The organism is Sphaerotilus uruguayifluvii (assembly GCF_013294065.1).
GTDB lineage: Bacteria > Pseudomonadota > Gammaproteobacteria > Burkholderiales > Burkholderiaceae_C > Sphaerotilus > Sphaerotilus uruguayifluvii.
Map to the genome: position 1 here is coordinate 91,146 of NZ_JABSNM010000015.1, position 24,716 is coordinate 115,861.

Consider the following 24,716-nt stretch of genomic DNA (forward strand, 5'->3'; position numbering starts at 1 on the left):
TATTTCCCCTCCCCGTTGCAAACAACCGACACCACGGCCCGCGGAACGCCCTTAACGTGCCGCCGCCATGAACCCGCCCACCCTGCACGACATCTCGCCGCTGGTCAGCGCGGCGGCGCCGATCTTTCCCGGTGACGAGCCCTACGCGCTGCGCTGGACCGCGCGGCTGGGCCCCGACTGCCCGGTCAACCTGAGCGCGGTGACGATGTCGCCGCATGTGGGCGCGCATGCGGATGCGCCGCTGCACTACGCCGACGGCGCCGCCTCGATCGACGCGGTGGACCTGCACGCCTACCTCGGCCCGTGCCGGGTGATCCATGTGATCGGCTGCGGGCCGCTGGTGCGCGTCGAGCATCTGCGCCATGCCGCGCAGGACCTGCCGCCGCGCGTGCTGCTGCGCACCTGCGAGCGCGCCGACACCGCATGGAACCCGGACTTCAGCGCCTGCGCGCCCGAGACCCTGGCCTGGCTGGCCGATCAGGGCGTGCGGCTGGTCGGCATCGACACGCCCAGCGTCGATCCCGGCGACAGCAAGACGCTCGACGCGCACCAGGTGCTGCACCAGCGCGAGCTGCGCGTTCTGGAGAACCTGGTGCTCGATGCGGTGCCGGCCGGCGACTACGAGCTGATCGCGCTGCCGCTGAAGCTGGCCGGCGCCTGCGCCTCGCCAGTGCGCGCGGTGCTGCGAACCCTCTGAACCCGATTCCGTGGAGATCCGATCCATGACCGCTCTCGATCCCCAGGACCTGGGCCGCGCCGCCTGCGCCGCCCGGGATGCCGCCGACCCGCTGGCCACGCTGCGCGAGCAGTTCGACCTGCCGCCGGGCGTGAACTACCTCGACGGCAATTCGCTGGGCGTGCTGCCGCGCGCCACCGCCGCGCGCGTGCACGACGTGGTGACCCGGGAATGGGGCCAGGGCCTGATCCGCAGCTGGAACAGCGCCGGCTGGATCGACCTGCCGCGCCGCGTCGGCGACAAGATCGGCCGGCTGGTCGGCGCGGCGCCGGGCGAGCTGGTGGTGGCCGACTCCACCTCGGTCAATCTCTTCAAGGTGCTGAGCGCGGCCGCCCGCATCGCGCAGGCCGACGATGCGGCACGCCGGGTGATCGTCTCGGAGCGCAGCAACTTCCCGACCGACCTCTACATCGCCGAGTCGGTGGCCGCGCAGCACGGCATGACGCTGGAGCTGCTCGACATCGACGCGATCCCGGCCCGGCTGGCGCCAGGGGCCGGCGCCGATGTGGCGGTGCTGATGCTCACGCAGGTGAACTACCGCAGCGGCCGCATGGCCGACATGGCGGCCGTCACCGCGCTGGCCCATGGCGCCGGCGCGCTGATGCTGTGGGACCTGGCGCACTCGGCCGGCGCGGTGCCGGTGGACCTGAACGGTGCCGACGCCGACTTCGCGGTGGGCTGCGGCTACAAGTACCTGAACGGCGGCCCCGGCGCGCCGGCCTTCTGCTGGGCGCATCCGCGCCATGCCGAGCGCTTCTGGCAGCCGCTGTCGGGCTGGATGGGCCATGCCGCGCCCTTCGTCTTCGAGCCGGGCTACCGGCCGGCGCCGGGCATCGGGCGCTATCTGTGCGGAACGCCGCAGGTCATCGGCATGTCGGCGCTCGAATGCGGCGTCGACACCGTGCTGGCGGCCGAGCCGCTGGGCGGCATGGCGGCGCTGCGCGCCAAGTCGGTGGCGCTGTCCGAGCTGTTCATCGCCCTGGTGCGCCGGCATCTGGCCGGCAGCGGCCTGACGATCCACACGCCGCTGGACGCGGCACGGCGCGGCAGCCAGGTCTCGCTGGGCGTGCCGGCCGACGGCTCGGTCGACGGCTATGCGGTGATGCAGGCGCTGATCGCGCGCGGCGTGATCGGCGACTACCGCGCCGGCGACGGCAGCGCCGCCGAGCCGCATCTGCTGCGCTTCGGCTTCACGCCGCTCTACACCCGCTTCCAGGATGTCTTCGACGCGGTCGAGGCGCTGGCCGAGGTGCTGGCCCGCGGCGAGTGGCGCGAGGAGCGCTTCGCCCGCAAGTCCGCGGTGACCTGACCATGACCTGCCCCCACGCCGCCCCGCGCGGCGAGCACATCGTGCGCGACGAGGGCGCGCAGCTCGACTTCTCGGGCGACATGAGCTACGGCGACTATCTGCAGCTCGACCGGATCCTGAACGCGCAGAAGCCGCTCTCGCCCGACCACAACGAGCTGCTCTTCATCGTGCAGCACCAGACATCCGAGCTGTGGATGAAGCTGATGCTGCACGAGCTGGGCGCCGCGGTGGACGCGGTCGCCCGGGACCAGCTGCAGCCGGCCTTCAAGATGCTGGCGCGGGTCTCGAAGATCATGGAGCAGCTGGTGCATGCCTGGGACGTGCTGGCCACGATGACGCCGCCCGAGTATTCGGCGATCCGGCCCTATCTGGGCCATTCGAGCGGCTTCCAGAGCTGGCAGTACCGCTGCATCGAGTTCAGCCTGGGCAACAAGAACGCCGCGATGCTGCAGCCGCATGCGCACCGGCCGGACCTGCTGGCCACGGTGGAGGCGGCCTGGCGGGCGCCCGGCCTGTACGACGAGGCGCTGCGCCTGCTGGCGCGGCGCGGCATCGCGGTGCCGGCCAGCCATCTGGAGCGCGACTGGACCCGGCCCTACACGCCCGACGCCGAGGTCGAGCAGGCCTGGCTCGCCGTCTACCGCGATCCCCAGCGCCACTGGGATCTCTATCAGCTCGGCGAGGAGCTGACCGACCTGGAGGACGCCTTCCGGCTCTGGCGCTTCCGCCACCTGACCACGGTGGAGCGGGTCATCGGCTTCAAGCGCGGCACCGGCGGCACCGGCGGCGTCAGCTATCTGCGCCGGATGCTGGACACGGAGCTGTTCCCGGAGCTGTGGGCGCTGCGCACGCAGCTGTGAGGCCGGGGATCGGCCAGCGCTTGTCGAAGTCGTCCGGCGCCACCGCCGGCCCGAACAGCCAGCCCTGATACTCGTGCACGCCGTGGCCGCGCAGCCAGTCGAGCTGCCCGGCCAGCTCGACGCCCTCGGCCACCATCGTCACCCCGAGCATGCGGCACATCGTGACGATCATCTCGGTGATCGCCGGGCGCTCGGAGAGCGCGCGGATGAAGGAGCGGTCGATCTTCAGCGTGTCGACCGGGTAGCGGTGCAGGTAGGCCAGGTTGGAGTAGCCGGTGCCGAAGTCGTCGATGGCGATGCGCAGGCCCATCCGGCCGAGCGCCTCCAGCGCCGCCACCGTGCGGTCGTCATGGCCGAGCAGCACCGATTCGGTGATCTCCAGCTCGATGCGGCGCGGATCGCAGCCGGTTCGCGTCAGGATCTCGTCGATCTCGTCGATCAGGCCGGCGTGGAAGAACTGGCGCGGCGACAGGTTGACCGACACGGTCAGCTTGCGCCCGGCCGCCGCCCAGGCCACCTGCTGCGCGCAGGCCTTCTCCAGCACCAGCGCGCCCAGCTCGCAGATCAGGCCGCAGTCCTCGCAGACCGAGATGAAGACATCCGGAGGAATCATGCCGCGCTCGGGATGGCGCCAGCGCACCAGCGCCTCGGCGCCGACGATGAGGCCGCTGTCCACATCGACGCGCGGCTGGTAGTGCACGCCGATGTGCCCCTGCGCCAGCGCCCGGCGCAGCTCGACCTCGAGCTCCAGGCGCGACTGCGCCGAGGCGGTCATCTCGGGACGGAAGCGCATCGCGTTGCCGCGTCCGGCCGCCTTGGCGCCGTACATCGCCAGGTCGGCGTGGCGCATCAGCGTGTCGATGTCCTCGCCGTCCTGCGGGAAGACGCTGATGCCGATCGAGGGCGTGACGCGCAGCTCGGTCTGCGGCAGCACCACCGGCCGCGAGATCAGCGCCACCAGCTCCTCGGCGCGGCGCACCACCTGCGCCGAGGCCTCGCGATGCGGCAGCAGCAGCAGGAACTCGTCGCCGCCGAGCCGCGCGACGCGCTCGCCCGGCGCCAGCGCATCCTGCAGCCGCCGCGCCAGCTGCACCAGCAGCTCGTCGCCGACCGCATGGCCGAGCGAGTCGTTGACGCGCTTGAAATGATCGAGGTCGACGAAGACCAGCGCCGCCTCGTCGCCGCGCAGCCGGCAGGCGCGCAGCGTCTGCGAGAAGTCCTTGATGACCTGGTTGCGGTTGGGCAGGCCGGTGAGCTGGTCATGGTCGGCCAGGTACTGCGCCTGGGCCTGCGCCTGCTTCAGGCCGCTGATGTCGATCTCGGTGACCAGCAGCGCACGCCGGCCGGTCACCGGATCGCTGCACAGGCGCGCCGACAGGTCGTGCCAGCGCTCGCCGGCCGCCGTGCGCACGCGGGTGATGATCTTGCCCTCGCCGCCGGCCTGCAGCGCGGTGACCAGATCGCGCAGGTCCTCTCGGTCGATCAGCCGGGATGACAGCCGCTCCGCCCCCTCCGCCACGCTGGAGCGCGAAGCCGGATTGCGGTAGAGCGCGCGGCCGGCGCGGCTGTACAGCGTCGTCATCACCTCGGTGTGCAGCAGCGCGTCGACGCTGCGCAGCGAGTCCGGCGACGCGGCCGAGGTTTCGGCGCGCCGGGCGTCGCACAGCATCGCCATGCGGCCGTCGTCGAGCCGCCAGCCGCTGAAGTCGACCCACAGCGTGACCGGCACGCCGGCCGGATACAGCGTCCACTGCTCGCCGAAGCGCTCGCCGGACTGGAAGTCGGCCTGGTACTGGCGCAGCCGCCGCGACACCGCCACCGACATGGTCCGGCCCATGTCGCGGGCGCGCAGGTCCTCGAGGCTGCCGGCCTGCCACATCCGCACCGCCTCGGCATTGGCCCAGTGCACCCGGCCACGGTCGATGTCGAAGATCCACACCGGATGATCGAGCCGGTCGAGCAGGGCCGCGGCGTCGACCAGCGCGGGCTCGAGGGTCAGGGCCTGCATCGGCGCGCTCCCCGCTCAGGCCAGCGGCTGCAGCAGATCGGCCACCGGACGGTGGCCGGGCTGCGCGCGCACCCGCTCGATCCAGCGCAGCACGGCCGGATGGCGGTCGAGATCGAAGCCGCCCTCGCGGGCCAGGTGCGTGTAGCCGAAGACCGCGATGTCGGCGATGCCGTAGCCGCTGTCGCACAGGAACTCGCGATCCGCCAGATGCGCGTCCAGCAGCGCCAGCCCGGCATGGCCGGCGTCCAGCCAGCCGGGAAAGCGCGCCGCGTTGGCCTCGCGCAGCTCCGGCACGATGGCCGAGAAGAAGCGCGCCGGCGAGATGTTCGGCTCCAGCGCGGTCTGTTCGAAGATCATCCACTGGATGGCCTGCGCCCGGTGCAGCGGCGAGTCCGGGATCAGCGCGCTGCCCTCGGCCAGATACCAGGCGATCGCGTTCGACTCGCCCAGGCGCTCGCCGCGGTCGGTCACCAGGAAAGGCACCTGGCCGCGCGGATTGAGGGCCAGGAAGCCCGGCCGGCGCGTCTCGCCGCCGAGCACGTCGACCGGCTGCAGATGGCAGTGCACCGCAGGCACTCCTGCGCCGCGCTGGGCCAGCACCTGGACCGGCTTGTAGCTGTTGCCGGAACCGGCGGTGATGTAGAGCGTGTGCGAGGCGGCTCGAAGGCCCCCGGATGCGCCAGTGCTCATGTGTCGTACCTCCCTGCCCCCGGTCGGGGCTCGACGGGCTGAGCAGCCCGGAAACGGCAGGAGGCTCCCCCCGGAGCATCCCGCCGGGGAGATCGGAGCGGATCTGCGGAAATTGAGCGCCGGCGCGCCGCCCGGCACGCCGCAGCGCGCTCCGGCGTGATCTAGCTCACCGATGGACGCCCGGCCGGCCCGGGGCCGGCGCTGCGCCATGGAAACGGTTCACCAGGCCGGAGCCAGCTCGGCCAGGCCGCGCGGGGCCAGACGCTCGTCCTGGAAGGTCACGATCTCCCAGGCCGACTCGTCGGCCAGGAGCGCGCGCAGCAGGCGGTTGTTGAGCGCATGGCCGCTCTTGTAGGCGGTGTAGTCGGCCAGCAGCGGGTGGCCGCAGACATGCAGGTCGCCGATGGCGTCGAGGATCTTGTGCTTGACGAACTCGTCGTCGTAGCGCAGGCCGTCGGCATTGAGCACGCGGTAGTCGTCGACGACGATGGCGTTGTCCATGCTGCCGCCCAGGCTCAGGCCGCGCGAGCGCATCATCTCGACGTCCTTCGTGAAGCCGAAGGTGCGCGCCCGCGCGATGTCCTGCTTGTAGCGGCCGCTGGCGAAGTCGAAGACGACGCGCTGGCCGGTGGCGTCCACCGCCGGATGGCCGAACTCGATCTCGAAGCCGAGCCGGTAGCCGTGGTAGGGCGCCAGCCGCGCCCATTTCAGCGTGCGGCCCTCGCCCTCGCGGATCTCCACCGGCTTGCGCACGCGGATGAAGCGCCGCGGCGCGTTCTGCAGCTCGATGCCGGCGCTCTGCAGCAGGAAGACGAAGCTGGCCGAGGAGCCGTCGAGGATGGGCACCTCGTCGGCGGTGATGTCGATGTGCAGGTTGTCGATGCCCAGCCCGGCGACCGCCGACAGCAGGTGCTCGATGGTCTGGACCTTCGGCGCGCCGGGATCGCCGCCCGGCGAGATCGTCGTCGCCATGCGGGTGTCGCAGACCGACTGCGGCGTGACCGGGATGTCGACCGGCGTCGGCAGGTCGATGCGGTGAAAGACCAGCCCGGTGTCGGGCGCGGCGGGACGCAGCACCAGCTCGACCTTCTGGCCGCTGTGAAGACCGACACCGACGGCTCGGGTCAGCGACTTGAGGGTGCGTTGGGGCAGCATGACCGGGATTCTAGGCAGCCGATGTCACTCGGACCTTGCACAAGCGACAAGGCCCGGTGTCCGCGAGGACACCGGGCAAACGGGCGATGAGAGAGAGCGGAAGGAAGAGCGGGAGAGACGCCGGATCAGTCGGCCTGCTTGCGCAGGAAGGCCGGGATCTCGATCTCGTCCATGCCGTTGGAGGCCAGCGCGTCGACCTTGGCGGCGGCCTGCGTGCGGTTCGGACGCCAGACGCTGGGCGCGGGCGATCCGGTCTGCACGCCACCGCGGTGCGAGTCGACCAGCGGATGCGTCAGCACCGGGATGTTGTCGGTGCCGGTGCGCTGGGCGCCGCCGACCTGAGACACCACCTGCACGACACGCTGCTGCGGCGCGACCGGCTGCACCTTCGTGCCCGACGACAGGCCGGTGGCGATGACGGTCACGCGCAGCGCGTCGCCCAGGCTCTCGTCGTACGCGGTGCCGTAGATGACATGCGCCTCTTCCGCGGCATAGCGGCGGATGGTGGTCATCGCGTTGCGGCTTTCCGACAGCTTGAAGGTCTGCTTGCCGGCGGCGATCAGCACGAGCACGCCGCGCGCGCCCGACAGGTCCACGCCTTCCAGCAGCGGCGAGGCGACGGCCGCCTCGGCGGCCTTGGTGGCGCGGTCCGGACCGCTGGCGGTCGCGGTGCCCATCATGGCCTTGCCCGGTTCACTCATGACGGTCTTGACGTCCTCGAAGTCGACGTTGACCAGGCCGGGAATGTGGATGATGTCGCTGATGCCGCCGACGGCGTTGCGCAGCACGTCGTTGGCCTGGGCGAAGGCCTCTTCCTGGGTGATGTCGTCGCCGAGGACCTCGAGCAGCTTCTCGTTGAGCACGACGATCAGCGAGTCGACATTGGCCTCGAGCTCGTTGAGACCGCTGTCGGCCTGCTTCATGCGACGCGGCCCCTCGAACTCGAAGGGCTTGGTGACCACGCCGACGGTCAGGATGCCCATGTCCTTGGCCAGGCGGGCGATGACCGGTGCCGCGCCGGTGCCGGTGCCACCGCCCATGCCGGCGGTGATGAAGACCATGTGGGCGCCTTCCAGCGCGGCCTTGATGCGGTCGACCGCTTCCTCGGCCGAGGCCTTGCCGGCCTCCGGACGCGAGCCCGCGCCCAGGCCGGTGTGGCCGAGCTGCAGCAGCGTGTGCGCCTTGGAGCGGTTCAGCGCCTGCGCGTCGGTGTTGGCGCAGATGAACTCCACGCCCTGCACACCCTGATTGATCATGTGGTCGACCGCGTTGCCGCCGCCACCACCCACGCCGATCACCTTGATCTGCGTGCCCTGATTGAACTCTTCGATCATCTCGATACCCATGCCGCTCTCCTTGCGTCTGTGTCTGAATTACATCAGAAACTTTTCAGGAACCAATCCCTCGCCCGACCGAACAGCCCCTGGGCCAGTCCAGGGGCCGCCACGCCGGGCTGGGCCGACCTCGCACCGCGCATGCGGGCCAGCCTCGCCTCTTCCAGCAGACCCATCGCCGTCGCTGAACGAGGGCTTGCCACCATGTCGTAGAGCGCCCCGCCATAGGTCGGAATGCCCTTTCTCACCGGCTTGAGGAAGATGTCCTCGGCCAGCTCGACCATACCCGGCATCACAGCCGATCCACCGGTCAGGACAATGCCCGAAGAGAGAAGTTCCTCGTAGCCACTTTCCCTGATCACCTGCTGGACAAGCGTGAATATCTCCTCCACGCGCGGCTCGATGACGCCGGCCAGCGCCTGGCGGCTCAGCACCCGCGGTACCCGGTCGCCCAGGCCCGGCACCTCGAGCTGCTCGGACGGATCGGCCAGCAGCTGCTTGGCCACGCCGTACTCGATCTTGATCTCCTCGGCGTCCTTGGTCGGCGTGCGCAGCGCCATCGCGATGTCGCTGGTGATCAGATCCCCGGCGATCGGGATCACCGCAGTATGACGGATGGCGCCGTCCGTGAATATCGCCACGTCGGTGGTCCCGGCACCGATGTCGACCAGCGCCACGCCCAGCGACTTCTCGTCCGGCGTGAGCACCGACTGGCTCGACGCGCTCGGGTTCAGCACCAGCTGCTCGACCTCGAGGCCGCAGCGGCGCACGCACTTGACCAGGTTCTCCGCCGCGCTGTGCGAGCCGGTGACGATGTGCACGCGCACCTCGAGCCGCGCGCCGCTCATGCCGATCGGCTCGCGCACCTCCTGGCCGTCGATGACGAACTCCTGCGGCTCGACCAGCAGCAGGCGCTGGTCGTTGGGAATGTTGATGGCCTTGGCGGTGTCGACGACGCGCGCGACATCGATCGGCGTGACCTCGCTGTCGCGCACGATGACCATGCCGGTGGAGTTGCGCCCGCGCACATGACTGCCGGAGATGCCGGTGTAGACCCGGGTGATCTTGCAGTCGGCCATCATCTCGGCCTCCTTCAGCGCCTGCTGGATCGAGTGCATGGTCGCGTCGATGTTGACGACGACGCCGCGCTTGAGTCCGAGCGACGGCGCCACGCCCAGGCCGGCCAGGCGCAGCTCGCCATCGGGCAGCACCTCGGCCACCACCGCCATCACCTTGGCGGTGCCGACGTCGAGACCGACGACGAGATCGTTGTATTCCTTGGCCATTCGTGTGTTTCCTCGCGGCGACGTCGGGCTCAGTGGCCCTTGCCCGGCCGCACCGGCTGCGGCGACGTGCCCATGCCCGCCAGCTTCAGCGCATAGCCGTCACTGTGGCGCAGGTCGGCGTACTCGATGGCGCGGTTCTCGAAGCGGGCGGTGATCTGCCCGACGCTGGTGACGAAGCGTTGGGCGCGCGCGACGATCTCGTCCTGGTCGCCGCGGCCGAGCTCGACGACCGTGCCGCGGTCGAGCTGCAGCTTCCACGAACCGCGGTCCGACAGCGCCAGCCGCTCGATGCGCGAGCGCATCGGCGCGAACACCGGCACCAGCCGCTTCCACATCGCCAGCACCTGGGCCGAGGTGTCGCGCGGGCCGCGCAGCGTCGGCATCGTCTCGTCCTCGACGTCGCCGAGGTTGACCTCGAAGACCTCGCCGAAGCTGTTGACCAGCAGGTCGTCCTCGGCGTCGCCGCGCTCCCAGAAGGCGACCGGGCGATGTTCCTCGAGCCGCACGACCAGGTCATGCGGCCAGACGCGCCGGACCTCGGCGCGGCGCACCCACGGCACCGACTCGAAGGCCTGGCGGGCCTCGCGCAGGTCCATCGTCAGGTAGCTGCCTTTCAGGCGCGGCATCGCGTGGCGGCTGATCGAGTCGGCGGTGTTGTGCTCGACCTCGCCCTCGACGTGGATCTGACGCAGCGCGAACCACGGCGAATGCACCAGCCAGTTGCCGGCCGCGACCAGCACCGCCAGCACCAGCACCCAGATCAGCAGCGTCGCGCCCGAGCGCATCAGCTGCACGTCGACCGGCAGCGGCGGCGTGCCGGACTGCGGCGGCATCGGGGTGGCGGCGGGGCCCTGCATCCTCATCGACTTCTCCGAGGGCGCATCAGCCGCGCGCGGCCGGCGCGGCGTCGAGCCGGGCCGCCGCCAGCAGCCGCAGGCACAGGTCCTCGTAGCTGACGCCGGCCGCGCGGGCCGACATCGGCACCAGCGAGTGGCCGGTCATGCCGGGCGAGGTGTTCATCTCGAGCAGGAAGGCCTGGCGATCGCTGGCGCGGATCATCAGGTCGGCGCGGCCCCAGCCGCGGCAGCCCAGCGCCTTGTAGGCGGCCACGACGATGCGCTGGATCTCGCGCTCCTCGTGCTCGGGCAGGCCGCTCGGGCAGAGGTAGCGCACCTCGTCGGTGAAGTACTTGTTCTGGTAGTCGTAGCCGGCCTCGGGCGGCACGATGCGGATGACCGGCAGCGCATGCGCGCTCTCGCCCTCGCCCAGCACCGGGCAGGTGATCTCGTCGCCGGCGATGAAGGCCTCGGCCAGCACGTCCGGATCGTGGCGCAGCGACTCCTCGACCGCCGCGGCGACCCGCGCCGCCTCGAGGACCTTGGTCACGCCGATCGACGAGCCCTCGCGCGGCGGCTTGACGATCAGCGGCAGGCCCAGGCGGGCCGGCAGCGCGGCGACGGCCTCGGGCGACTGCTCCTCGGGCGCCAGGCGCACATGCGCCGGCGTCGGCAGCCCCTCGGCGATCCAGACGCGCTTGGTCATCACCTTGTCCATCGCGATCGCCGAGGCCATCACGCCGGAGCCGGTGTAGGGAATGCCCATCATCTCGAGCGCGCCCTGCACGCAGCCGTCCTCGCCATGGCGGCCGTGCAGCGCGATGAAGGCACGCTCGAAGCCCTGCTCGCGCAGCTCGTGCAGGTCGCGCTCCGCCGGATCGAAGGCATGCGCGTCGACGCCGCGCGAGCGCAGCGCCGCCAGCACGCCCGAGCCGCTCATCAGCGAGATCTCGCGCTCGGCGGAGGTGCCGCCCATCAGCACCGCCACCTTGCCCAGCGCGCGGGCATCGACGTTCACGACCGGTTCCTGGGGACTCGGGGCACTCATCACGCACGCTCCTTCTGCAGGTCGTTCAGCAGCTCGATCACCTTGGCAGGCACGCCGCCGATGGAGCCCGCGCCCATCGCGATGACGACGTCGCCGCCGCGCACCTGCTCCAGCAGGGTCTGCGGCAGTTCGGCGATGTCGTCGACGAAGACCGGATCGACCCGGCCGGCCACGCGCAGCGCGCGGGTCATCGCACGGCCGTCGGCGGCGACGATCGGCGCCTCGCCGGCGGCGTAGACCTCGGTCAGCAGCACCGCGTCGGCAGTGCCCAGCACCTTGACGAAGTCCTCGAAGCAGTCGCGGGTGCGGGTGTAGCGGTGCGGCTGGAAGACCAGCACCAGGCGCTGGCCGGGAAAGGCCCCGCGCGCGGCGGCGATCACCGCGGCCATCTCGACCGGGTGGTGGCCGTAGTCGTCGATCAGCGTGAACTGGCCGCCGTCGCGCGCCGGGTGGTCGCCCCAGCGCTGGAAGCGCCGGCCCACGCCGCCGAACTTCGCCAGCGCGGCGACGATCGGTGCATCCGGCAGCTCCAGCTCGGTGGCGATGGCGATGGCCGCCAGCGCGTTGCGCACGTTGTGCTCGCCGGGCAGGTTCAGCGTGATCTGCAGGTCGGGCAGCGTCACGCCGTTGCGGCGCTGGCAGGTGAAGCGCATCTGGCCGCCGGGCAGCGCCTGCACGTCGACCGCGCGCACCTGCACGTCCTCGCCCAGGCCGTAGCTGATGACCGGGCGCGAGATCATCGGCAGGATCGAGCGCACGCCGGGGTCGTCGGTGCACAGCACCGCCGAGCCGTAGAACGGCATCTTGTGCAGGAAGTCGACGAAGGCCTGCTTCAGGCGCGCGAAGTCGTGCCCGTAGGTGTCCATGTGGTCGGCGTCGATGTTGGTGACGACCGACAGCACCGGCAGCAGGTTCAGGAAGGAGGCGTCGGACTCGTCGGCCTCGACGACGATGTACTCGCCCGAGCCCAGCGCCGAGTTGGCGCCGGCCGAGTTGAGCTTGCCGCCGATGACGAAGGTGGGATCGACGCCGGCCTCGGCCAGCACGCTGGTCACCAGCGAGGTGGTGGTCGTCTTGCCGTGCGTGCCGGCGATGGCGATGCCCTTCTTCAGGCGCATCAGCTCGGCCAGCATCACCGCGCGCGGCACCACCGGGATGCGGCGCGAGCGCGCGGCGATCACCTCGGGGTTGTCGCCCTTCACCGCGGTGGAGGTGACCACCGCCTGCGCGCCCTCGATGTGCGCGGCGTCGTGGCCGATGTGGATGCGGATGCCCAGCTCGGCCAGCCGGCGCGTCACCGCGCCGTCGGCCTGGTCGGAGCCGGAGACGGCGTAGCCGAGGTTGTGCAGGATCTCGGCGATGCCGCTCATGCCGGCGCCGCCGACACCGACGAAGTGGATGTGCTTGACGGCGTGCTTCATGCTTGCTTGAGGGTCGTCATCAGGGGATTCGTGAGGTGCTCGATCTCGTCGGCGACACGCTGGGCCGCACGCGGCTGCGCCAGCGTGCGCGCGCGCTGCGCCATCTGCAGCAGCCGGGTGCGGTCGAGCCGGCGCAGCAGGTCGGCCAGCGTCTCGGGCGACAGCTCGGCCTGCGGCAGGTGGACCGCCGCCTTCTGCCGGTCCATCCAGATCGCATTGTCGCGCTGGTGCGCGGTGGTGCTGACGATCAGCGGCACCAGCACGCTGGGCACGCCGGCGGCGCACAGCTCGCTGACCGTCACCGCGCCGGCGCGGCAGACGATCAGGTCGCACTCGGCCAGGCGCCGCGGCATGTCCTCGATGAAGGGCACGACCTCCAGGCCGGCCGTCGCCGAGGGCTCCAGCCCGGCCTGCGCATAGGCCGCGCGCACCGTCTCGAGGTGGGCGGTGCCGGTCTGGTGGGTGACGACCGGGCGCTCGGCCGGGCGCAGCCGCGCCAGCGCGCGCGGCAGCGTCTCGTTGAGCACCTGCGCGCCCAGGCTGCCGCCGACCACCAGCACCCGCAACGGGCCGGTGCGGCCGGCAAAGCGCTGCTCGGGCGGCGCGATCGCCTCGATCTCGGCGCGCACCGGGTTGCCGGTGACGATGCCCTGGGCCACGCCGCGCGCGGCCTCGCCGTCGAAGCCGAAGGCGACCCGGTCGGCGAAGCGCAGCAGCGAGCGGTTCGACAGCAGCAGGCCCGCGTCCGCGTTGACCAGCATCAGCGGGCGCCCCAGCAGCCGCGCGATCAGCCCGCCGGGAAAGCAGACATAGCCGCCCATGCCCAGCACCGCCGTCGTCGAGCGCCGGCGCAGGATGCCGAGGCACTGCGCCAGCGCGCGCGCGAGCTGCAGCCCGCCGCGCAGCAGCCCGAGCGCGCCCTTGCCGCGCAGGCCGGCGAAGCCGATGGTGTCCATCGGGATGCCCGTCGGCGGCACCAGGCGGTTCTCCATGCCCTTCGGGGTGCCCAGCCAGCTGACGGTCCAGCCGCGGCGCAGCATCTCGCGCGCCACCGCCAGGCCCGGCATGATGTGACCGCCGGTGCCGGCGGCCATGATGACCAGATGACGCTGTTCCGACGCGCTCATGGGCGGCCTCCTCTGAGGATCTGGCGGTTTTCCATGTCGATGCGCAGCACCACCGCCAGGGCCACGCAGGTCAGGATGATCGCCGAGCCGCCATAGCTCAGCAGCGGCAGCGTCAGGCCCTTGGTGGGCAGCACGCCCAGGTTGACGCCCATGTTGATGAAGGCCTGTCCGCCCATCCACAGGCCGATGCCCTGGGCGGTCAGGCCCGAGAACACCCGGTCGAGCGCCACCGCCTGGCGGCCGATCACGAAGATGCGCCGCACCATCCAGAAGAAGGCGACGATGACGACCAGCACGCCGGCCAGGCCGAGCTCCTCGCCGATGATGGCGAGCAGGAAGTCGGTGTGCGCCTCGGGCAGGTAGTGCAGCTTCTCGAGCGACTGGCCCAGGCCCTGGCCGAAGTACTCGCCGCGGCCGAAGGCGATCAGCGAGTGCGTGAGCTGGTAGGCCTTGCCGTCGGCATTGTCCTTCGACCAGGGATCGAGGAAGGCGAAGATGCGCCCGCGCTTTTCCGGCGAGATGGTGATCACCAGCACCAGGGCCGAGACCAGCACGCCGATCATGATCGCGAACACCCGGCCGTTGACGCCGCCCAGGAACAGGATGCCCATCGAGATGATGGCCACCACCATGAAGGCGCCCATGTCCGGCTCGGCCAGCAGCAGCAGGCCCACCACGCCCAGCGCGATGGCCATCGGCAGCACCGCGCGGGTGAAGCTCTCCTTCACGTCCATCTTGCGCATCATGTAGCTGGCGGCGTACATCGCCATCGCCAGCTTGACCAGCTCGCTGGGCTGGAAGTTCATGACGCCCAGCGGAATCCAGCGCCGCGAGCGGTTGACCACCTTGCCGATGCCCGGGATCAGCACCAGGATCAGCAGCAGCAGCGCCGCGACGAACAGCCACGGCGCCCAGCGCTCCCAGGTCCGCATCGGGATCGCCAGCGTCACGCAGGCGGCGATGACCGCCAGCGCGATCGACAGCACATGGCGCGACATGAAGTGGGTCGCGGCGTAGTTGCTGTACTTCGGGCTGTCGGGCAGCTGGATCGAGGCCGAGTAGACCATCACCAGCCCGAGCGCGATCAGCCCGGCGATGACCCAGGCCAGCATCTCGTCGAAGCCGACCCAGCGCGGCGGCGTGCCCGACGACAGACCGGTCCAGCTGCGCACCGGCACGTCGGCCGCGTCGCCGCGGCGCGTCAGGCGGCTCCAGAAGCCGCCCGGGCTTCCCCCGAGGTTGGCGCTCATGCCCCGAACTCCCCGCGCTCCTGCGCGATCGCCTCGACCTCGGCGACGAAGACCTCGGCGCGGTGGGCATAGTTGCGGAACATGTCGAGGCTGGCGCAGGCCGGGCTCAGCAGCACCGCATCGCCCGAACGGGCCTGCGCGAAGCTCCAGCGCACCGCCGCCTCCAGCGTGTCGAAGCGCTCGACCGGCAGCGCCACGTCGGCGAGTACGGCGGCGATCGCGCCGGCATCGCGGCCGATCAGCGCCACCGAGCGCGCGTGCGCGGCCACCGGCGCGGCCAGCGGCCCGAAGTCCTGGCCCTTGCCGTCGCCGCCCAGGACCAGCGCCAGCCGTCCGGGCAGCCGATCGGCCCCGAGACCGGTCAGCGCCGCGACGGTGGCGCCGACATTGGTGCCCTTGCTGTCGTCGTAGGCGTCGATGCCGTCGATCGTGCGGATGAACTCGACCCGGTGCGGCTCGCCGCGGTACTCGCGCAAGCCGTGCAGCATCGGCGCCAGCGGCACGCCGGCGGCGCTGGCCAGCGCGAGCGCGGCCAGCGCGTTGGCGGCGTTGTGGCGGCCGCGGATGCGCAGCGCATCGGCCGGCATCAGCCGCTGCAGCACCACCGGCACCGCACCGGCGCCCGCACCGCCACGGCGGCCGCGCGGCAGCTCGTCCTCGGCCGCCTGCGCCCGGGCCAGCCAGGCCATGCCGTTCTCGACCACCAGGCCCCAGTCGCCCGGGCGGCGCGGCGCGTCCAGCCCGAAGCGCACCACCGGCGCGGGCGCCTCCTCGGCAGGCGTCGCGGCGCGGCCGCGCACCGGGCGGGCCGCCGGCTCGGCCGGCGCCATCGCCTCGACCATCGCATCGTCGCGGTTGAGCACCCGCACGCCGCGGCGGCCGAAGATGCGCGCCTTCGCCTCGGCGTAGGCGGCCATCGAGCCGTGCCAGTCGAGGTGGTCCTGGGTGATGTTGAGCACGGTGGCGGCGGTCGGCTCGAAGTCGGTCACTCCGTCGAGCTGGAAGCTCGAGAGCTCCAGCACCCAGACCTCGGGCAGACCTGCGGCCTCGTCGTCCGGAGCCGCCGCCTGGCGGTCCAGCGCCTCGCCCAGCGTGCCCAGCAGCGTCGGACCGATGTTGCCGGCCAGGCCGACGCGCAGGCCGGCGCGCTCGCACAGCTGCGCGGTCAGCGAGGTGGTCGTCGTCTTGCCGTTGGTGCCGGTGATGGCCAGCACCTTGGGCGCGTAGCCGCGCGCGCGCTGCAGGTCGCGCAGCGCCCAGGCGAACAGCGTGAGCTCGCCGCCGACCGGCAGGCCGCGCCGGGCGGCCTCGTCCAGCAGCGGACGCAGCACCGGGTCGTTCGGCGCCAGCCCCGGGCTCTTGAAGACCGCATGCACGCCCTCGAGCAGCGCCGGATCGGGCGCGCCGCAGCGCAGCTCGGCGCCGGGCACATCACGCTCGAGCGCACCGGCCTGCGGCGGCGCGGCGCGGGTGTCGGCCACGACGATGCGCGCCGCGCCGCAGCGCCGCGCCCAGCGCGCCATCGCCAGGCCCGAATCGCCCAGGCCCAGGATCAGCAGGGCCTTGTCCTTGAGTGCATCCATCCTCGAATCTCCGGCGCGTGCGTCTCTTCGACGCGTCCCGCGCGTTCAGCGCAGCTTCATCGTCGACAGGCCGACCAGGCACAGCAGCATCGTGATGATCCAGAAGCGGATCACCACCTGCGTCTCCACCCAGCCCTTCTTCTCGAAGTGGTGGTGCAGCGGCGCCATCAGCAGGATGCGCCGGCCCTGGCCGTACTTCTTCTTGGTGTACTTGAACCAGCCGACCTGGACCATGACCGACAGCGCCTCGACGACGAAGATGCCGCCCATGATCGACAGCACGATCTCCTGGCGCACGATCACCGCGATCGTGCCCAGCGCGCCGCCCAGCGCCAGCGCACCGACGTCGCCCATGAAGACCTGCGCCGGGTGCGCGTTGAACCACAGGAAGGCCAGCCCCGCGCCGGCCATCGCCGAGCAGAAGATCGAGAGCTCGCCTGCGCCGGGAATGTGCGGCAGGAACAGGTACCTCGAATAGACCGCGTTGCCGGTCGCGTAGGCGAACAGGCCCAGCGACGCGCCCACCAGCACCACCGGCATGATCGCCAGCCCGTCCAGCCCGTCGGTCAGGTTGACCGCGTTGCTGAAGCCCACGATGACCAGGTAGGTCAGCGTGATGAAGCCGAACACGCCCAGCGGATAGCTCACCGACTTGAAGAAGGGCACGATCAGGTCGGCCTTCGGCGGCAGGTCGTTCGAGAAGCCCGACATCACCCAGCGGAAGAACAGCTCGACCACGCGCAGGTTCGAGGTCTCCGAGACGCTGAAGGCCAGGTAGAGCGCCGCCAGCAGGCCGATCAGCGACTGCCACAGGTACTTCTCGCCCGAGGGCATGCCCTCCGGGTTCTTCTGGACCACCTTGCGCCAGTCGTCGACCCAGCCGATCGCGCCGTAGCCGAAGGTGACGATCATGACGATCCAGACGAAGCGGTTGCTCCAGTCGAACCACAGCAGCGTCGAGACCGCGATCGACAGCAGCACCAGCACGCCGCCCATCGTCGGCGTGCCCTTCTTGACCAGATGCGCCTGCACGCCGTACTCGCGCACCGGCTGGCCGATCTTCAGCTCGGTCAGCCGACGGATGACCCACGGCCCGAAGGCCAGGCCGAGCAGCAGCGAGGTCATCGCGGCCATCACCGCGCGGAAGGTGATGTACTGGAACACGCGCAGGAAGCCCAGCGTGTCCGGATACAGGCCTTGCAACCACTGTGCGAGGCTAATGAGCATGTCGTTCTCCTGGCGCGGCCGATCCGAGGTCGCCCTCTTCGCGGATCGCCGCGACCACCTGTTCCATCTTCATGAAGCGCGAGCCCTTGACGAGCACCGAGCGCACCTCGCCCAGCGCCGCCCGACCCGCGTCCGAGCGCATCGCCACGACCAGCGCCGCGGCGTCGGCCTCGTGGCGCACCGCGGTGCCGGCGCCGGCCGACGTCGCGGCCTGCGCGGCGTGGGCCGCGAGTATGCCTGCGCTCCAGAACAGTTCGATGCCGCTGGCCGCGGCATGGGCGCCGACCTCGGCATGGAAGGCCGGGCCGTCGTCGCCGACCTCGCCCATGTCGCCCAGCACCAGCCAGCGCGGGCCGGGCAGCGCCGCCAGCACGTCGATGGCCGCGCGCACCGAGTCGGGGTTGGCGTTGTAGCTGTCGTCGATCAGCGTGATCGTGCGCCCGCGCCAGGCGCGCTGCTCGACCGCCGAGCGGCCGCGCACCGGCCGGAAGGCCGCCAGGCCGTCGCGCACCGCCGCCAGCGGCACGCCGGCGGCCAGCGCGCAGCCGGCCGCGGCCAGCGCGTTGAGCAGGTTGTGGCGTCCGGCCACCTGCAGCGCCAGCGCCGCCGCGCCCGCGGGCGTGTGCAGCGTGGCCGTCCAGTGGTCGCCCGCCCAGGCGGCCTCGGCACGCAGGTCGGCCGCCGGATCGTCCAGCGCGAAGGTGCGCACCGGGCGCGCGCCGGCCAGCCCGCGCCACAGCGCGGTGTAGGTGTCGCCCTCGGGGAAGACCGCGGTGCCGCCGGCCGGCAGCGCGGCGATCGCCGCGCCGTTCTCGCGCGCGACCGCCTCGACCGTCTTCATGAATTCCTGGTGCTCGCGCTGGGCGTTGTTCACCAGCGCCACCGTGGGCTGCGCGATGCGGGCCAGCTCGGCGATCTCGCCGGGGTGGTTCATGCCCAGCTCGACGACCGCCAGCCGGTGGTGGCGGCGCAGGCCCAGCACCGTCAGCGGCACGCCGATGTGGTTGTTGAGGTTGCCGGCGGTGGCATGCGCCGCGTCGCCCGCGGCCGCGCGCAGGATCGACGCGATCATCTGCGTGACCGTCGTCTTGCCGTTGCTGCCGGTCACGCCGATCACCGGCAGGTCCAGCGTGGCGCGCCAGCCCTCGGCCAGCACCTGCAGCGCCGCCAGCGCGTCGGGCACCTCCAGCCCCGGCAGACCGGCCTCGGCCAGGCCCCGCTCGGCCAGCGCCGCGCAGGCGCCCGCCTCGCGGGCCTGCGCCAGGAAGTCGTTGGCGTCGAAGCGCTCGCCGCGCAGCGCGACGAACAGGTCGCCCGCGCGCAGCGTGCGGGTGTCGGTGTGGACCCGGGCGAAGGCCAGGTCAGGGTCGCCCTGCAGGCGCACCTGCGGCAGGCGCGCGGCGAGCAGCGCATGCGCCTCGCCCAGGGTCAGGAAATCGTCGGAGCTCATCGTGGGACGTGTTCAGTCGGCAGTCGCGATGCGCCGTTGTAGCGCGGCGGCGGCCTCCTCCAGATCTGAAAAATGCCGTCGGACGCCGGCCGTCTCCTGATAATCCTCGTGGCCCTTGCCGGCGATCAGCACGACATCGGCCGCGTCGGCCTCGTCCAGGACCGTCGCGATCGCCTCGGCACGGTCCTCGATCGAGGACAGCGACGGCGCGGGCGTGCAGCCGGCCAGGATCGCGGCCAGGATCGACGCCGGCACCTCGTGGCGCGGATTGTCGCTGGTCACGACCACCTCGTCGGCCAGCGCCTGCGCGATGCGGCCCATGACCGGGCGCTTGCCGGCGTCGCGGTTGCCGCCGCAGCCGAAGACGCACCAGAGCCGGCCGCCGCGCGCCTGCGCGAACGGGCGCAGCGCCTGCAGCGCCTTCTCGAGCGCGTCGGGCGTGTGCGCATAGTCGACGACCACCTGCGGCAGCCGCGCCGCGCCGGCCGGCGCCTCGACGCGCTGCATGCGCCCGGGCACCGGCGTGAAGTCGGCCGCCAGCGCCGCGACCTCCGCCAGCGGCAGGCCCAGCGCGCGCAGCACCCCGATCACGCCCACCACGTTGGCGGCGTTGTAGTCGCCGATCAGCGTGGTGCGCACCTCGGCCGTCTCGTCCGGCGCGCCGCAGGCGTCGGCGCCCCGCTCCGCCAGCGTCAGGCGCAGGCCGGCGGCGTCGTAGCGCAGCTCGCTCGCCTGCAGCCGTGCCGGGCGCGCCGTCGGCCGGGTCGAGCAGGTCCAGACCTCGAGCCGGCCCTCGGCCTGCAGCTCGTCGGCCAGCATCGCGCCCTGCGGGTCGTCGACGTTGATGACCGCCGCGCGCAGGCCCGGCCAGTCGAACAGGTCGCGCTTGGCCTGCCAGTAGGCGGCCATGCTGCCGTGGTAGTCGAGGTGGTCGGGCGTGAAGTTGGTGAACAGCGCGACCTCGATGCGCACCGCGTCGAGGCGGTGCTCGGTCACGCCGATCGACGAGGCCTCCATCGCGCAGGCGGCGAAGCCCCGGGCGGCGAAATCGCGCAGCGCACGCTGCAGCGTGACCGGATCGGGCGTGGTCAGGCCGGTCGAGATCACCCGGGCCTCGGGCGCGACGCGGCTGGGCGGCTCGCCCACGCCCAGCGTGCCGACGACGCCGCAGCGCCGCCCGGCCAGGCTGAGCGCCTGCGCGATCCACCAGGCGGTCGAGGTCTTGCCGTTCGTGCCGGTGGTCGCCAGCACCGCGAGCCGGCGGCTCGGATGGTCATGCCAGGCCGCGGCCAGCGGCGCGGTGCGGGCCTTGAGCGCCGGCAGCGCGGCGATGCGCGCGTCGCCGAAGCCGAAGGCCTCGACGCCGTCGGCCTCGACCAGACAGGCGGCGGCGCCGGCCGCCAGCGCCGCCGGCACATGGCGGCGGCCGTCCTGCGCCAGCCCCGGCCAGGCGATGAAGACATCGCCCGGGCCGACCTGGCGGCTGTCGGTGCGCAGCGTCGCCTGCGGCGCGACGGCGCGCAGCCAGGCCAGCGCCTCGTCGACCTCCCGGAAAACGGTCGGACCCAGCATCAGAAGGACTCCTCCACGGCCTTGGCCGCCTGCGCACGCGCGACGATCTGCGGCTTGACCTCCAGATCGGGCGGCACGCCCATCACCCGCAGCGTCTGCTGCACCACCTGGCTGAACACCGGCGCAGCGACGTCGCCGCCGAAGTAGCGGCCGTTGCTCGGCTCGTCGACCATCACCGCGACGACGATGCGCGGCGAGTGCAGCGGCGCCAGGCCGACGAACCACGCGCGGTACTTGTTGCCCGCATAGCCCTTGCCTTCCTGCTTGTGCGCCGTGCCGGTCTTGCCGCCGACCGAGTAGCCGACCGCCTGCGCCTTCGGCGCGGTGCCGCCCTCGGCGGTGACCATGCCGAGCATCTTGCGCACCGAGCGCGCGACCTCCGGACGGAAGACCTGCACGCCCTCGACCGGCGCGGACTGCTTCTGCAGCGTGACCGGCACGAGCTGGCCGTCGCGGGCGAACACCGTGTAGGCATGCGCGAGCTGGAACAGCGAGGCCGACAGGCCGTAGCCGTAGCTCATCGTCGCCTGCTCGATCGGGCGCCAGGTCTTGTAGGGCCGCAGCCGGCCCGAGGCCAGGCCGGGAAAATGCATCTCCGGCTTCTGACCGAGCCCGACCGAGCGGAACAGCTCCCACATCTCGCGCGGCTGCATCTGCATCGCCATCTTGACGGTGCCGACGTTGCTCGACTTCTGGATCACCTGCTCGACGGTCAGCTGGCCGTGAGGGTGGGAGTCGCGGATCGTCGAGCCGGTGATGGTGATGCTGCCCGGCGCGGTCTGGATGACCGTCTCGGGCTTGACGCGCCCGGTCTGCAGCGCCTGCGCGATGACCAGCGGCTTCATCGTCGAGCCCGGCTCGAAGGTGTCGGTCAGCGCGCGGTTGCGCAGGTTCTCGCCGGTACGGCTGCTGCGGTCGTTCGGCCGGTAGGAGGGATAGTTGACCAGCGCCAGCACCTCGCCGGTCTGGGCGTCGAGCACCACCGCGCTGCCGGCCTTGGCATTGTTCTCGAGCACCGCGTCGCGCAGGCGCTGGTAGGCGACGAACTGCACCTTGCTGTCGACCGACAGCGCGATGTCCTGGCCGTCCTCCGGCTCGACGATGTCGCCGACGTCCTCGACGACGCGGCCCAGGCGGTCGCGCACGACGCTGCGGCTGCCGTTGCGCCCCTGCAGCTCCTTCTGGAACGCCAGCTCGACGCCTTCCTGGCCCTTCTCCTCGAGGTTGGTGAAGCCGACCACATGCGCGACCGCCTCGCCCTCCGGATACTCGCGCCGGTACTCGCGCTGCAGATAGACGCCCTTGACGCCCAGCGCCTTGATCTTCTGCGCGGTCGCGTCGTCGACCAGCCGGCGCAGCCAGACGAAGCTGCCGCCGTCGCGCACCTTCGCCGCCAGATCGGCCGGCGTGATGTCGATCAGCCGCGAGAGCTCGGCGACCTGCGCCTCGGTGGCCTGGAAGTCCTTCGGGATCATCCAGACCGAGGGCGCCGGCACGCTGGCGGCGAGCACCTCGCCGTTGCGGTCGGTGATGCGGCCGCGGCTGGCCTGCAGCTCGAAGGTGCGCTGGTAGCGGCTCTCGCCCTGCGACTGGAAGAACTCCTTGTCGATGACCTGCACGTACATCGCCCGGCCGATCAGCACCGAGAAGGTCAGGCCCAGCATCGCCACCGCCAGCCGCGAGCGCCAGATCGGCGTCTTGGCCGTCAGCAGCGGGCTGGAGGCGTAGCGGGCGCCGTGGCCGCCGGGCCGCGAGGCCGCGCCGTCGCCGCCCCTCGCCGCCGCCCAGCGCTCGCGCAGCGTCTCGATCCAGCGCGCGCTCACGGCCGGCCTCCGGCGCGGCTGCCGCCGCCACTGCCGCCAGCGGCGGCGTCGAGGTACTGCGTGACCGCCGGGGTCGCGACGCTCATCTTCAGCGTCTCCCGCGCGATCAGGTCGACGCGCAGATGGGTGGCCTGGGCCCGCAGCTGCAGGCGCAGCTTCTCGGCCTCCTGCTCGAGCTGCTGGGTCTGGATGCGCTCGCGCTCGAGCTGCACGAACTGGCGGCGCGACTCGTAGGAGACCTGCACCAGATACAGCGCGCTGGCGACCACCGCCAGCAGCAGCATGATGTTCAGCCGGGTCATGCGCGCCTCCGGGAGAAAGGCACCGGCGCCGCCGGCAGCGGCACCGCGGTGCGTGCGGCCACGCGCAGGATCGCCGAGCGCGAGCGCGCGTTGGCCTCGATCTCGGCCTCGGAGGGCTTGATGCGGGCGACCTCGTCGAGCAGCGCCGGCTTCGGCGCGGCGAAGGGCGCGCGCCGGTCGAACTCCTCGCGGGCGTGGCGCTGGATGAAGTTCTTGACGATGCGGTCTTCCAGCGAGTGGAAGCTGATGATGGCCAGCCGCCCGCCCGGCGCCAGCGCGGCCAGCGAGGCCTCCAGCGCCTGCTCGAGCTCGTCGAGCTCGCCGTTGACCAGGATGCGCAGCGCCTGGAAGGTGCGGGTGGCCGGATCCTGGCCGCGCTCGCGGGTGCGCACCACGGTGGCGGCCAGCGCGGCCAGCTCGGAGGTGCGTGCCAGCGGCTGGCCGGCCTCGCGCCGCGCCACGATCGCGCGCGCCAGCGGGCCGGCGAAGCGCTCCTCGCCGTAGACGCGGATCACCTCGGCGATGCGCTCGAAGGGCGCGGTGGCCAGAAAGTCGGCCGCGCTCTGGCCGCGCGTCGGGTCCATGCGCATGTCGAGCGGCCCGTCGTGGCGGAAGCTGAAGCCCCGCGCCGGATCGTCGATCTGCGGCGAGGACACGCCGATGTCGAGCAGGATGCCGTCGACCTGCGCCACGCCGTGCGCGGCCATCACCTCGGGATAGTCGGCGAAGCGGGTGTGGTCGATCGAGAAGCGCGCGTCGTCGATGCGGGTGTCGCCCTCGCGGGCATGCGCGACGGCCTCGGGGTCGCGGTCGATCGCCATCAGCCGCCCGCCCGGCGCCAGGCGCGACAGGATCAGGCGCGAATGGCCGCCGCGGCCGAAGGTGCCGTCGATGTAGGTGCCGTCGGGGCGATGCAGCAGCGCGTCGACCGCCTCGTGAAGCAGCACGGTGACGTGCTGCCGGGGAATTGCTTCGGCAGGTACAGCCATGGGAGGGGGGTCAGAAACTGAAGTCCTGCAATCCGGCAGGCATCGGCTGCTGCAGCAGCGCGGCCTCGGCGGCCGCGTGACGCTGGGCGTCCCAGAGCTCGAGATGGCTGCCCATGCCGACCAGCAGGACGTCGCGGACCAGCGCGGCCGCGGCGCGCAGCTCCGGCGAGACCGGCACACGCGAGGCCGCGTCGATCACGACGTCCATCGCGCTGCCGAGGAAGAGGCGTTTCCATCCGCTGGCCGACATCGGCAGCGTTTCCAGGCGGGCGCGGAACGCCTCCCAGACCGGCCGGGGGAACAGCATCAGGCAGCCTTCGGGATGGCGGGTGAGCGTGATCTGCCCCTCGCAGCCGGCCTGCAGCACCTCGCGATGGCGCGCGGGAACGCTCAGGCGTCCCTTGGCGTCCAGCGCAAGCGCCGAAGTCCCCTGGAAGTGAAAGCTGACCACAAAAACCCACAAAACGACACGGTCGCCCACTGTAGCGGAGAAATTGGACCAGGGTCAAGGAAACGCCCGACCGAATCACCAATGAAATCAAGCACTTAGATGCAGGCACCGATTTTCGGGAGGCATGCGTCCAGCGATGAAAAAAGCCATTCAAATGAAGCACTTAGGTGTCAAGACCCGGGAGATTCTTTGGCCGCTTCTTGAACAAGTCGGGTGACTTGGCCCGCCAGGACTTGAGGGCATCAAGAGGCGTGTGATG

Annotated in this window: 21 protein-coding genes; 3 read left to right on the forward strand and 18 right to left on the reverse strand. The window is 71.6% G+C overall.

Going from position 1 to position 24,716, the window contains the following annotated elements:
- Positions 1 to 67 precede the first annotated feature (67 nt).
- The 3 genes from kynB to kynA are packed head-to-tail and all read left to right on the forward strand — an operon-like array spanning position 68 to position 2,905.
- The gene (gene kynB / locus HNQ01_RS16010; protein WP_173806419.1) at positions 68 to 697 is read left to right on the forward strand and encodes an arylformamidase; all 630 of its coding nucleotides are present in this window, start codon (positions 68 to 70) and stop codon (positions 695 to 697) included.
- 25 nt (positions 698 to 722) lie between these two features.
- On the forward strand, positions 723 to 2,045 hold the full coding sequence (gene kynU, locus HNQ01_RS16015; protein WP_173806420.1) for a kynureninase: 1,323 nt from the start codon (positions 723 to 725) through the stop codon (positions 2,043 to 2,045).
- A 2-nt stretch (positions 2,046 to 2,047) separates the two neighbouring features.
- Entirely contained in the window at positions 2,048 to 2,905 is an 858-nt protein-coding gene (gene kynA, locus HNQ01_RS16020; protein ID WP_173806421.1) for a tryptophan 2,3-dioxygenase, read from the forward strand.
- Here kynA and HNQ01_RS16025 read toward each other — a convergent pair.
- The 18 genes from HNQ01_RS16025 to HNQ01_RS16110 form a co-directional block, all read right to left on the reverse strand.
- On the reverse strand, positions 2,835 to 4,913 hold the full coding sequence (locus HNQ01_RS16025; RefSeq protein WP_173806422.1) for a putative bifunctional diguanylate cyclase/phosphodiesterase: 2,079 nt from the start codon (positions 4,911 to 4,913) through the stop codon (positions 2,835 to 2,837). The genes kynA and HNQ01_RS16025 overlap by 71 nt on opposite strands.
- Before the next feature lie 15 nt (positions 4,914 to 4,928).
- On the reverse strand, positions 4,929 to 5,603 hold the full coding sequence (locus HNQ01_RS16030) for a glutathione S-transferase family protein (RefSeq protein WP_173806423.1): 675 nt from the start codon (positions 5,601 to 5,603) through the stop codon (positions 4,929 to 4,931).
- Positions 5,604 to 5,822: 219 nt separating this feature from the next.
- Positions 5,823 to 6,758, reverse strand: a complete 936-nt coding sequence (gene lpxC / locus HNQ01_RS16035; protein ID WP_173806424.1) for a UDP-3-O-acyl-N-acetylglucosamine deacetylase — start codon at positions 6,756 to 6,758, stop codon at positions 5,823 to 5,825.
- Positions 6,759 to 6,883: 125 nt separating this feature from the next.
- Complete coding sequence (gene ftsZ / locus HNQ01_RS16040; protein ID WP_173806425.1) at positions 6,884 to 8,104, reverse strand: cell division protein FtsZ; 1,221 nt, start codon at positions 8,102 to 8,104, stop codon at positions 6,884 to 6,886.
- A 32-nt stretch (positions 8,105 to 8,136) separates the two neighbouring features.
- Complete coding sequence (ftsA, locus tag HNQ01_RS16045; RefSeq protein ID WP_173806426.1) at positions 8,137 to 9,378, reverse strand: cell division protein FtsA; 1,242 nt, start codon at positions 9,376 to 9,378, stop codon at positions 8,137 to 8,139.
- A 29-nt stretch (positions 9,379 to 9,407) separates the two neighbouring features.
- A complete protein-coding gene (locus HNQ01_RS16050; RefSeq protein ID WP_286180887.1) occupies positions 9,408 to 10,241 on the reverse strand; it encodes a cell division protein FtsQ/DivIB in 834 nt (277 codons plus the stop codon).
- Positions 10,242 to 10,260: 19 nt separating this feature from the next.
- Positions 10,261 to 11,262 carry a D-alanine--D-alanine ligase gene (locus HNQ01_RS16055; RefSeq protein WP_173806427.1) on the reverse strand — a complete coding sequence of 334 codons (1,002 nt, stop codon included), beginning with the start codon at positions 11,260 to 11,262 and terminating at the stop codon, positions 10,261 to 10,263.
- The gene (gene murC, locus HNQ01_RS16060) at positions 11,262 to 12,683 is read right to left on the reverse strand and encodes a UDP-N-acetylmuramate--L-alanine ligase (protein ID WP_173806428.1); all 1,422 of its coding nucleotides are present in this window, start codon (positions 12,681 to 12,683) and stop codon (positions 11,262 to 11,264) included. Before murC ends, HNQ01_RS16055 begins: the two co-directional genes overlap by 1 nt.
- Positions 12,680 to 13,810 carry an undecaprenyldiphospho-muramoylpentapeptide beta-N-acetylglucosaminyltransferase gene (murG, locus tag HNQ01_RS16065; protein ID WP_173806429.1) on the reverse strand — a complete coding sequence of 377 codons (1,131 nt, stop codon included), beginning with the start codon at positions 13,808 to 13,810 and terminating at the stop codon, positions 12,680 to 12,682. Before murG ends, murC begins: the two co-directional genes overlap by 4 nt.
- Positions 13,807 to 15,060, reverse strand: a complete 1,254-nt coding sequence (ftsW, locus tag HNQ01_RS16070) for a putative lipid II flippase FtsW (RefSeq protein ID WP_173806430.1) — start codon at positions 15,058 to 15,060, stop codon at positions 13,807 to 13,809. The genes murG and ftsW overlap by 4 nt, the downstream gene beginning before the upstream one ends.
- Positions 15,057 to 16,643: a UDP-N-acetylmuramoyl-L-alanine--D-glutamate ligase gene (gene murD, locus HNQ01_RS16075; RefSeq protein ID WP_173806431.1), complete on the reverse strand. Its 1,587-nt coding sequence runs from the start codon at positions 16,641 to 16,643 to the stop codon at positions 15,057 to 15,059. The genes ftsW and murD overlap by 4 nt, the downstream gene beginning before the upstream one ends.
- Before the next feature lie 45 nt (positions 16,644 to 16,688).
- Positions 16,689 to 17,870 (reverse strand): phospho-N-acetylmuramoyl-pentapeptide-transferase, encoded by a 1,182-nt coding sequence (gene mraY / locus HNQ01_RS16080; RefSeq protein WP_173806432.1) that lies wholly within the window; start codon positions 17,868 to 17,870, stop codon positions 16,689 to 16,691.
- On the reverse strand, positions 17,860 to 19,320 hold the full coding sequence (locus HNQ01_RS16085) for a UDP-N-acetylmuramoyl-tripeptide--D-alanyl-D-alanine ligase (RefSeq protein WP_173806433.1): 1,461 nt from the start codon (positions 19,318 to 19,320) through the stop codon (positions 17,860 to 17,862). Before HNQ01_RS16085 ends, mraY begins: the two co-directional genes overlap by 11 nt.
- Positions 19,321 to 19,332: 12 nt before the next feature.
- On the reverse strand, positions 19,333 to 20,892 hold the full coding sequence (locus tag HNQ01_RS16090; protein WP_173806434.1) for a UDP-N-acetylmuramoyl-L-alanyl-D-glutamate--2,6-diaminopimelate ligase: 1,560 nt from the start codon (positions 20,890 to 20,892) through the stop codon (positions 19,333 to 19,335).
- Positions 20,892 to 22,715: a peptidoglycan D,D-transpeptidase FtsI family protein gene (locus tag HNQ01_RS16095; RefSeq protein ID WP_434801519.1), complete on the reverse strand. Its 1,824-nt coding sequence runs from the start codon at positions 22,713 to 22,715 to the stop codon at positions 20,892 to 20,894. Before HNQ01_RS16095 ends, HNQ01_RS16090 begins: the two co-directional genes overlap by 1 nt.
- Positions 22,712 to 23,017, reverse strand: a complete 306-nt coding sequence (gene ftsL / locus HNQ01_RS16100) for a cell division protein FtsL (protein ID WP_173806435.1) — start codon at positions 23,015 to 23,017, stop codon at positions 22,712 to 22,714. The genes HNQ01_RS16095 and ftsL overlap by 4 nt, the downstream gene beginning before the upstream one ends.
- Positions 23,014 to 24,006: a 16S rRNA (cytosine(1402)-N(4))-methyltransferase RsmH gene (gene rsmH, locus HNQ01_RS16105; RefSeq protein ID WP_173806436.1), complete on the reverse strand. Its 993-nt coding sequence runs from the start codon at positions 24,004 to 24,006 to the stop codon at positions 23,014 to 23,016. Before rsmH ends, ftsL begins: the two co-directional genes overlap by 4 nt.
- 10 nt (positions 24,007 to 24,016) lie before the next feature.
- Positions 24,017 to 24,457 carry a division/cell wall cluster transcriptional repressor MraZ gene (locus HNQ01_RS16110; protein WP_173806448.1) on the reverse strand — a complete coding sequence of 147 codons (441 nt, stop codon included), beginning with the start codon at positions 24,455 to 24,457 and terminating at the stop codon, positions 24,017 to 24,019.
- Positions 24,458 to 24,716: the final 259 nt, after the last annotated feature.

What these genes read in the sequence shown, in the direction of transcription:
- kynB (WP_173806419.1), top strand. Translation starts at nt 68, where the DNA reads ATGAACCCGCCCACCCTGCACGACATCTCGCCGCTGGTCAGCGCGGCG.
- kynU (WP_173806420.1), top strand. Translation starts at nt 723, where the DNA reads ATGACCGCTCTCGATCCCCAGGACCTGGGCCGCGCCGCCTGCGCCGCC.
- kynA (WP_173806421.1), top strand. Translation starts at nt 2,048, where the DNA reads ATGACCTGCCCCCACGCCGCCCCGCGCGGCGAGCACATCGTGCGCGAC.
- HNQ01_RS16025 (WP_173806422.1), bottom strand. Translation starts at nt 4,913, where the DNA reads ATGCAGGCCCTGACCCTCGAGCCCGCGCTGGTCGACGCCGCGGCCCTG.
- HNQ01_RS16030 (WP_173806423.1), bottom strand. Translation starts at nt 5,603, where the DNA reads ATGAGCACTGGCGCATCCGGGGGCCTTCGAGCCGCCTCGCACACGCTC.
- lpxC (WP_173806424.1), bottom strand. Translation starts at nt 6,758, where the DNA reads ATGCTGCCCCAACGCACCCTCAAGTCGCTGACCCGAGCCGTCGGTGTC.
- ftsZ (WP_173806425.1), bottom strand. Translation starts at nt 8,104, where the DNA reads ATGGGTATCGAGATGATCGAAGAGTTCAATCAGGGCACGCAGATCAAG.
- ftsA (WP_173806426.1), bottom strand. Translation starts at nt 9,378, where the DNA reads ATGGCCAAGGAATACAACGATCTCGTCGTCGGTCTCGACGTCGGCACC.
- HNQ01_RS16050 (WP_286180887.1), bottom strand. Translation starts at nt 10,241, where the DNA reads ATGAGGATGCAGGGCCCCGCCGCCACCCCGATGCCGCCGCAGTCCGGC.
- HNQ01_RS16055 (WP_173806427.1), bottom strand. Translation starts at nt 11,262, where the DNA reads ATGAGTGCCCCGAGTCCCCAGGAACCGGTCGTGAACGTCGATGCCCGC.
- murC (WP_173806428.1), bottom strand. Translation starts at nt 12,683, where the DNA reads ATGAAGCACGCCGTCAAGCACATCCACTTCGTCGGTGTCGGCGGCGCC.
- murG (WP_173806429.1), bottom strand. Translation starts at nt 13,810, where the DNA reads ATGAGCGCGTCGGAACAGCGTCATCTGGTCATCATGGCCGCCGGCACC.
- ftsW (WP_173806430.1), bottom strand. Translation starts at nt 15,060, where the DNA reads ATGAGCGCCAACCTCGGGGGAAGCCCGGGCGGCTTCTGGAGCCGCCTG.
- murD (WP_173806431.1), bottom strand. Translation starts at nt 16,643, where the DNA reads ATGGATGCACTCAAGGACAAGGCCCTGCTGATCCTGGGCCTGGGCGAT.
- mraY (WP_173806432.1), bottom strand. Translation starts at nt 17,870, where the DNA reads ATGCTCATTAGCCTCGCACAGTGGTTGCAAGGCCTGTATCCGGACACG.
- HNQ01_RS16085 (WP_173806433.1), bottom strand. Translation starts at nt 19,320, where the DNA reads ATGAGCTCCGACGATTTCCTGACCCTGGGCGAGGCGCATGCGCTGCTC.
- HNQ01_RS16090 (WP_173806434.1), bottom strand. Translation starts at nt 20,892, where the DNA reads ATGCTGGGTCCGACCGTTTTCCGGGAGGTCGACGAGGCGCTGGCCTGG.
- ftsL (WP_173806435.1), bottom strand. Translation starts at nt 23,017, where the DNA reads ATGACCCGGCTGAACATCATGCTGCTGCTGGCGGTGGTCGCCAGCGCG.
- rsmH (WP_173806436.1), bottom strand. Translation starts at nt 24,006, where the DNA reads ATGGCTGTACCTGCCGAAGCAATTCCCCGGCAGCACGTCACCGTGCTG.